The following is a 4933-nucleotide window of genomic DNA, read 5'->3' as shown; positions in this document are numbered from 1 at the left end:
GGCCTTCCAAGGAGACGGAGCTGGCGCCCTCAACGGCCTCGCCAAGGGCTATGAGGCACGTTTCAGCCCGGAAGAGAAGTTCGCCAGCACCCGAGGGGTCCTGACCGGCTGAGGGTCCTGCAGCTTCGGGACAGACGTGCCGTTCTCCGACACTCGGCATGATCACTGCGACTGGTCGATAGCGCCGCACTACCGATCGCTCGGCGACAACCTCGGACGTTGCTCGAGCGGCCGATCGCCCGGTGCTATCGGTAAATTCAATCGACGACGGATGCCGGTAGACTGAGCGAGTCCTGAGGCATCCGCCCTCGACTTCTGGCGAGTCCCGCATGTCAGTCGGGGAGCGCGCGAAGGCGGGTGGGTCTCTGGGTCTGGATACGGCCCGCAGGCGCAGCGGTGCTACGCCGCGCATCGTCGCGGCACAGCCGGCTGTGCCATGGGTGCATGTCCGGTCTAGTCGATGTTTGAGGAGGGCAGAGTGCCCGCACGGCCTCGCCGGCGTAGCCGCGGCGGCGTGCCGCTGCCGGAACGCGAGGGCGCGGCCGGCCGGCCGACGAGGCCGCAGCGCCGACCGACAGGGCAGGCCGAGCCGCGACGCTCCGACCAGCCGCAGCGACGGACTCCGCCGCGTCAGCGTCAGGACGAGGGACCGATCGCCGTCCTCGCCATGGCTGCCGCGGATGTCGACCGGGCCATCTCCCAGCGCGGGGTCACGCCTGGGACGCGGGCCAGATTCCAGGCCGTCGCCCTGCTGCTACGTGAACAGCGGGCGGAGGCCAGGACCGCGCCGATGAGCGAGGTCCAGCGCGCCGCGCACATGAAGCGGATCGACGGCCTCGCGGTCGCCCTCGCCCGCACCGCCGCGGGGGGCGCATCTCTATTCGCGCTGCTCGCCGACGACGCGCCGCTGCTCCCGGGCACCACCACCGCCAAGCGCGAACTACGGATCAAGGCCGGTCTCGGTGTCGAGGCCGAATCCGTCGTCACGAGGCAGCCAGAGGCCACGCCCGCCCGCGATCAGCGGCAGGTTGTTCCGCCATCGGCCATCGCCCGCAGCCTCGCCAGACCTTTCCTGGTGCCGGACTACTCCGCAGTCGCCACACTCCGGCCGCGGCTGCTCGCCGACTGGGAGCTGATCCGCCCGTTGCTCCGCGCGTTCGAGGAGTCCGCAGCCGACGCGCCGTCCTGCATGACCCTTCCCGATCCGCGCGACGTGCACATCGCGACCGGGCTTGACCTGATGCCGCACCAGGCCCAGGTAATTGCGAAGGCGAAGGACGGTCACCGCACCTTCCTGCTCGCCGACGAGCCGGGTCTCGGCAAGACCGCCGAAGCCTTGCTGGCCGCGCAGGCCGTCGGCGCCTACCCGCTGCTCGTCGTCGTACCGAACGTCGTGAAGACCAGCTGGGCGCGCGAGGCCGCTATGTGGACCCCGAAGCACAGCGCAACCGTCATCCACGGGGATGGTGAGGACGTCGATGCGTTCTGCGACATCGTCATCGTCAACTACGACATCCTCGACCGGCACGTCGGCTGGCTCGGCAAGTTCGGATTCCGGGGGATGGCCATCGACGAGGCGCACTTCATCAAGAACAAGTCGTCGCAGCGCTCGCAACACGTCCTCAAGTTGTCCCGCAAGGTCCGCGAGCGCGGGATGCGGTCGCTGCTCATGGCGCTCACCGGTACGCCGCTCATCAACGACATCGAAGACTTCCTCGCGATCTGGGAGTTCCTCGGCTGGATCACGGACAGTGAAGTCGGTCCGGACCTCCTGCACGCCCTCGAGGCCAACGGCAGGACGCCCCTCGACCCAGGCTTCTACCCGGCGGCCCGCCAGGCGGTCATCGAGATGGGCATCGTCCGGCGGCGCAAGGCCGACGTCGCCAGCGACATCCCGGCTCGGCGGATCGCCGACCTGCCGATCGAGCTCGATGGCGCGTTGGGTACGTCGGTGCGCGCGACGGAACGCAAGCTGGCACGGCGACTCGTCAAGCGATACCAGAGCGCGGTGGCAGCTCGCAAGGAGGCCGAGCAGACCGTGGGCATCGACGTGTCGATCGCCCGGCAGGTCTGCGCGCGGGAACTGCGCGAGTCCGACGAGAACAGCACCGGCGAGAACGTCTTTTCCATGATGCGCCGAATCGGGCAAGCAAAGGCCGAGCTGGCCGCCGACTACGCGGCCCAGCTGTCGCGCAGCGCCGGCAAGGTCGTGTTCTTTGCCAAGCATATCGACGTGATGGACGCAGCCGAGCAGGTCTTCGCGAAGCGCGGCATCGGCCACGCGTCGATCCGTGGTGACCAGACCACGCGCGTACGGCAGAAGAACATTGACGCGTTCGTCAGCGACGACGACGTACACGTCATCGTCTGCTCACTGACGGCCGCCGGCGTCGGCATCAATCTGCAAGTCGCCTCCAATGTCGTTCTGGCCGAGCTGTCCTGGACCGCCGCCGAGCAGACGCAGGCGATCGATCGCGTCCACCGGATCGGCCAGGACCAGCCCGTCACCGCGTGGCGGATCATCGCGGCCCAGACCATCGACGCAAAAGTGGCCGAGCTCATCGGCGCCAAGGAGAGTCTCGCCGCACGCGCACTCGACGGCGCCGACGTCGAGGTCGCGGGCGTCGACATACAGCTCGAAGCCCTCGTCAGCCTGCTCACCGACGCGTTGACCGCTACCTGAGGTTTCAACAGCTGGCGACTTGCGGAGAAGTCGAGTTGGTGGAGTGCTGATCAGATCGCCGGCAACGTCGTTGTTGTCATCGCGAAGAGGCCGCGCCGCCGGTCTGTCAACACGCTGAAGAGCGGCCAGCTCCGCGCCCCTCATGGGCATGAGCGGACGAACATAGCCGTCATTCTCGAGCGGGGGGCTGCCCCACGCCGGCGCTACCGGCCGGTTTGAACCACGTTCATCACATCGAACATCGCGTGAGCTGGCCCGTGCTCGCCGTACCTCCGGTGCTCGGGCTCAGGGCCGCGTCTCACCCACGCGGCTCCGCGCCGAGGTACGGACGCAGCCAGCCTCAGCCTGCGTGTAGCCACCCAACCGACCGGCCGTCTCTGGCGTCATCTGCGTATGACAGGTCTTGGTCCGCGTCGCGTCGGGCTGTCGGTACTCGCGGCCTGCCTCGTCGCCGTCAGTACCGCCGGCTGCGGGCGCAGCGGCGTCCCGTCGAGCAGACACGCCGCTGCCTTGCTGCGCTGCCCGGCCGGCTACCCGGTCCCTTCCGGATCCGCGGGGCCGGCGCTGGTCCCCACCGGAGCGAGCTCGGTGCTCGACTGCGGCTACGACTACCCGATAGCGGTCAAGTCGCCGACCCCAGCCAAGATCATCACACCGGGACCGAACGCCGGGCCGACGGTGACCGGACCAGCGGTGGCGGGCTACGCGCTGCTGCTGGACCGCGCACACACCGTCGCCCCCGGTGGCTGCCTCGCCGCCTCGAGCGGCAGCCCCCAGGACGCGCTCCTCTTCGGCTATCCCGACGGGCGGCGGCTGGTGCTCGACTGGCGCGCCTCCTGCCAGCAGCTCACCGGCCCCGCCGGACGGCAAGTCCAACTCTCCCAGCTGACCACCGGATACCTGATCTCGCTGCTCGCCGAGGCAAACTCCCCGACCGGCGCGGATCGCGTCCCCGACGTCGTCGGCCTCTCCCTCGACACGGCCGTCCGCCAGGGAAGCGTCGCCGGCCTCCAGGTGACCGACGACGCCGAACTCACCGACACTGCCCCACTCGGCACCGTCCTCGCCCAGGGTCTCGCTGCCGGAGCACGGGTGAACGGCGGGGGCTTCGGACTGCTCGTCAGCGTCCCATCCTCCGAGCCCGCCTGCACCATCAGCCAGCTCGGCGGGGCCTACACCCCCGGTGGGCCGGGCGCCGGCACCGCGTTCGCGAACATCAGCCTGCGCGACGCCTCCGCCGCGCCCTGCGCGCTGTACGGAACCCTGCAAGTCACAGCGGTCGGCTCCGCCGGCCAAGCCCTGACCACCCCGCAGCGCGCCGTCGTCCAGGGGCCTCTGGTGCTCACCCCGAAGGCAGTGGACGGCTGGCCACTGCCGGCCACCGAGCTGGCCGCAGCAATCGGGCTCTCGAGCACCGACTACGCCGGCAACTGCAGCGGCCCAGTCGGGCACCCCACCGCGTGGCAGGTGACGTTCCCCGGCGGTGGGCAGCTGACGGTGCCTGTCCACTCGGCGCAACCGATCAATTTCCCGCCGATCCTCGTCTGCGGTCACCAGGTCGGAGTCGGACCCGCCTCGCTGGCCTGACCCAAACCTTGCGTCGCCTCGGCAGCAGTGTCGAGGCGAGCCGGACGGTGATGCTGAACGCCTCGACGACCATCGCGGTCCGGGTGGGCGGCGCCGTTCCATGCGGCCAACGCGTAAGCCGCTCGCACGACGAAGTCGTTGTCCTGCATGGAAGCCCGGCGATACTGGCGCTGCCGGGGACCGGCGATTCCGGCGGAGGGCGGGTCCAACAGGGGCATGCGCCCAGCCCCGCGCACCCCGAGCTGGGACACTCGGTCCATGGGTCGGATGACGTGTTCAGCGACCTTCAGATGTTCGCGTGCTCAGCAGAGGAAGCCGCTGACTTCTGGTTCCCGAGGCGACGCGGTGGGTGGGTCAACGCGACAGTTGGCTATGCGGTATCTGCGGGTTGCCGGTTGATCCGAACCGGTGGCGTTGGCACGAGCTGGACGGTCACGGCCACCAGCGCGACCTGCTCCGCGCTGACGTCGATCACCGGGTGGCTAAATCCCGCGGCGGCGACCGGGGCGGTCGAAACTGCCAGGTAACTACTCAGCCGGTCTTCGTCTGGTGACCGGCGTGGCGGCTTGATCGTTTGTCAGTTGATCGCCAGAGTTGGGCTTATCGGTGCCGTTGCTGGTGCCCTCGGCCGTACTTCCCCCTTGGCGGTCACTGTTGGTCGAC

The 4933-nt window shown here is 69.3% G+C and carries 2 protein-coding genes; both read left to right on the top strand.

Annotated features, from left to right (window positions below):
* Positions 1-667 precede the first annotated feature (667 nt).
* On the top strand, positions 668-2683 hold the full coding sequence (locus VNG13_00200) for a DEAD/DEAH box helicase (GenBank protein HVA58948.1): 2016 nt from the start codon (positions 668-670) through the stop codon (positions 2681-2683).
* 393 nt (positions 2684-3076) lie between these two features.
* Positions 3077-4270 (top strand): PASTA domain-containing protein, encoded by a 1194-nt coding sequence (locus tag VNG13_00195; GenBank protein HVA58947.1) that lies wholly within the window; start codon positions 3077-3079, stop codon positions 4268-4270.
* Positions 4271-4933: the final 663 nt, after the last annotated feature.

The sequence above is a fragment of the Mycobacteriales bacterium genome (assembly GCA_035533475.1).
Classification (GTDB): Bacteria; Actinomycetota; Actinomycetes; order DATLTS01; family DATLTS01; genus DATLTS01.
The sequence above is the reverse complement of the archived record's forward strand: the minus strand, read 5'-3'. Positions and strand labels throughout refer to the sequence as shown.

Coding starts and splice junctions, on each gene's coding strand:
- VNG13_00200 (HVA58948.1), top strand. CDS start 668: ATGGCTGCCGCGGATGTCGACCGGGCCATCTCCCAGCGCGGGGTCACG.
- VNG13_00195 (HVA58947.1), top strand. CDS start 3,077: ATGACAGGTCTTGGTCCGCGTCGCGTCGGGCTGTCGGTACTCGCGGCC.